This is a genomic window from Pseudomonas sp. 2VD (assembly GCF_005503585.1).
GTDB classification, from domain to species: Bacteria; Pseudomonadota; Gammaproteobacteria; order Pseudomonadales; family Pseudomonadaceae; genus Pseudomonas; species Pseudomonas aeruginosa.
On record NZ_SCND01000577.1, the window covers coordinates 1 to 2,309 of the forward strand.

The 2,309-nt window shown below is 67.0% G+C and carries 4 protein-coding genes; 2 read left to right on the forward strand and 2 right to left on the reverse strand.

Annotation, left to right across the window (positions count from 1 at the left end; all coding sequences use genetic code 11):
- The coding region (locus tag FFS27_RS31920; protein ID WP_137952510.1) for an FAD-binding protein at positions 1-262 on the forward strand (262 nt) is incomplete at its 5' end.
- A 55-nt stretch (positions 263-317) separates the two neighbouring features.
- The gene (locus FFS27_RS31925) at positions 318-1,319 is read left to right on the forward strand and encodes a DNA topoisomerase IB (RefSeq protein WP_003113726.1); all 1,002 of its coding nucleotides are present in this window, start codon (positions 318-320) and stop codon (positions 1,317-1,319) included.
- Here FFS27_RS31925 and FFS27_RS31930 read toward each other — a convergent pair whose 3' ends face one another.
- Both FFS27_RS31930 and FFS27_RS31935 read right to left on the reverse strand, forming a co-directional pair.
- The gene (locus FFS27_RS31930) at positions 1,320-1,613 is read right to left on the reverse strand and encodes an inner centromere protein (RefSeq protein WP_003113727.1); all 294 of its coding nucleotides are present in this window, start codon (positions 1,611-1,613) and stop codon (positions 1,320-1,322) included.
- Positions 1,614-1,684: 71 nt separating this feature from the next.
- Positions 1,685-2,146 (reverse strand): Lrp/AsnC family transcriptional regulator, encoded by a 462-nt coding sequence (locus FFS27_RS31935; protein WP_003089245.1) that lies wholly within the window; start codon positions 2,144-2,146, stop codon positions 1,685-1,687.
- Between the last annotated feature and the right edge of the window lie 163 nt (positions 2,147-2,309).

Genomic DNA, 2,309 nt, shown 5'->3' on the forward strand with positions numbered 1-2,309 from the left:
GTACTACGCGGTGCAGGTCGAGCCCGGCTGCTTCGGCACCTTCGCCGGGCTGAAGACCGACGCCCAGGCCCGCGTGCTGGACGGCGGCGGCCAGCCGATCCCCGGCCTGTACGCGGCGGGCGCGGACATGGCGAGCCTGTTCGCCGGCCACTATCCCTCCGGCGGCATCAACCTGGGGCCGGCGCTGACCTTCGGCTACATCGCCGGCCGCCATATCGCCGGCGCCCTCGGCTACGAGCAGGAGCAAGCGCAGCGCGGTTGAACGTTCCAGCGGGCGCAGCGGCCTAAACAGGCAAGCTTTCCTTCGGAACCCAAGCATGAGCGCAGCGCCACCGGATATCCCCGCCCTGCCCGCCGGCCTCTGCTACGTCGACGACCGCCAGCCGGGCATCCGTCGACGCCGGCAGGGCAAGCGCTTCGTCTATTTCGATGCCGACGGCCAGCGCATCGGCGACGCCGAGGAGATCCGCCGGCTGGACAAGCTAGCCATTCCGCCGGCCTATCGCGAGGTCTGGATCTGTCCCGACCCCAACGGCCATCTCCAGGCCACCGGCCGCGACGCCCGTGGGCGCAAGCAGTACCGCTACCACCCGCGCTGGCGCGAGGTACGCGATGCCGACAAGTACGAGCGCCTGCTGCGCTTCGGCCAGGCGCTGCCGCGGCTGCGCCGGCACATCGACGCCCAGTTGCGCCTGCCCGGCCTCGGTCGCGACAAGGTGGTGGCCCTGGCGGTTGCGCTGCTCGACGCCACCCTGATCCGCGTCGGCAACCACCGCTACGCCCGCGACAACCGCTCCTACGGCCTGACCACCCTGCGTACCCGGCACGTCGACGTGAACGGCAGTCGCATCCGTTTCCGCTTCAAGGGCAAGAGCGGCATCGAGCACGACGTCAGCCTGGAGCATCCGCGCCTGGCGCGGGTGCTGCGGCGCTGCCTGGAATTGCCCGGCCAGGACCTGTTGCAGTACCTGGACGAGGACGGCCAGCCGCACCGCATCGGCTCCCACGACATCAACGAGTACCTGCGCCGGCATACCGGCGAGGATTTCAGCGCCAAGGACTACCGTACCTGGGCCGGCAGCGCGCTGGCGCTGGAGCGCCTGCGGCGTGCCGAAGCCGACGGGCTCGGCGCGGTGGTGGCGGAGGTCGCCGCCGAATTGGGCAACAGCGTGGCGATCTGCCGGCAATGCTACATCCACCCGGCGATCATCGAGGCCTACCAGGCCGGGCAACTGGGCCAGCTCAGGCGCGCCCGTAAGCGCCGCTGGCTGAGTGCCGAGGAAGCGACCCTGCTGGCCTTCCTCGACACGCCCGGCTGATCAGTTGCCCGGGTGCGGATCGATGCCGTGCCGGCGCAGCAGGCCGAGCAGGCGGCCAATCTCGGTCTGGCAGGCTTCCAGTTCCTTGCGCAGGGTGTGTTCGCGGCGCTGCTGCTCCAGCTTCACGCGTTCGAGTTCGGCGCGCGCCTCACGGCGGATCTGCCGCTCGCGCTCCTTGTCGGAATGCTCGGCGCCGAGGGCCTCTTCGGCCTTGCGCGCGCGGTATTCGCGCATCCGCTGGGCGGCCGACTTGGCCTTGCCGCTCGGCTTGGGCCCGGGTTTGCTGGCTTTCATGAACGCCTCCATCTGCGTAACGTTACGCAATCAGAATAGCGTAACGTTACGCAGATAAACAGGGTCTATGCTTAGAGCGGCGGGGCCGAGCGCAGCATCACCGACTTCAGCGCGAAGGCCGACTTGATGCCAGCCACGCCGGGAATGCAGGTCAGGGTATTGGTGAGGAACGCCTGGTAGGCGGCGAGATCCTTGACCACAACCCGCAGCATGTAGTCCGCATCGCCGGTCATCTGGAAACAGCTCATGACCTGCGGCGCATCGACGATGCGTTCCTCGAAGCGCGCGAGGTAGTCGCCGGTCTGCTTTTCCAGGGACACCGAGACGAACACGCTCATCGCCCCGGACAGGCGCTCCTCGTCGAGCCGGGCGAAGTAGCCCTGGATGTAGTGTTCCTCTTCCAGGCGGCGTACCCGGCGCAGCGTCGGCGTCAGCGACAGGCCGACCTTCTGGGCGAGATCGCGCCAGCTCAGGCGGCCGTCGTCGGCCAGGGCGCGGAGGATTTTCAGGTCGATGCGGTCGAGTTCAGCCATGGTGCGTTGTTTCTCTTGTCAGCGATTCTTGTAGTTCAAACAACCCAATACTGTCGGAATACCTTAGTCAATTTGGAGCAAAAAACTAGCACCCGAAGCCTATACTGAAATTACAAAAACAAAACCCGAGGGCCTCACCATGAGTGACGTCACCCAGTACGAC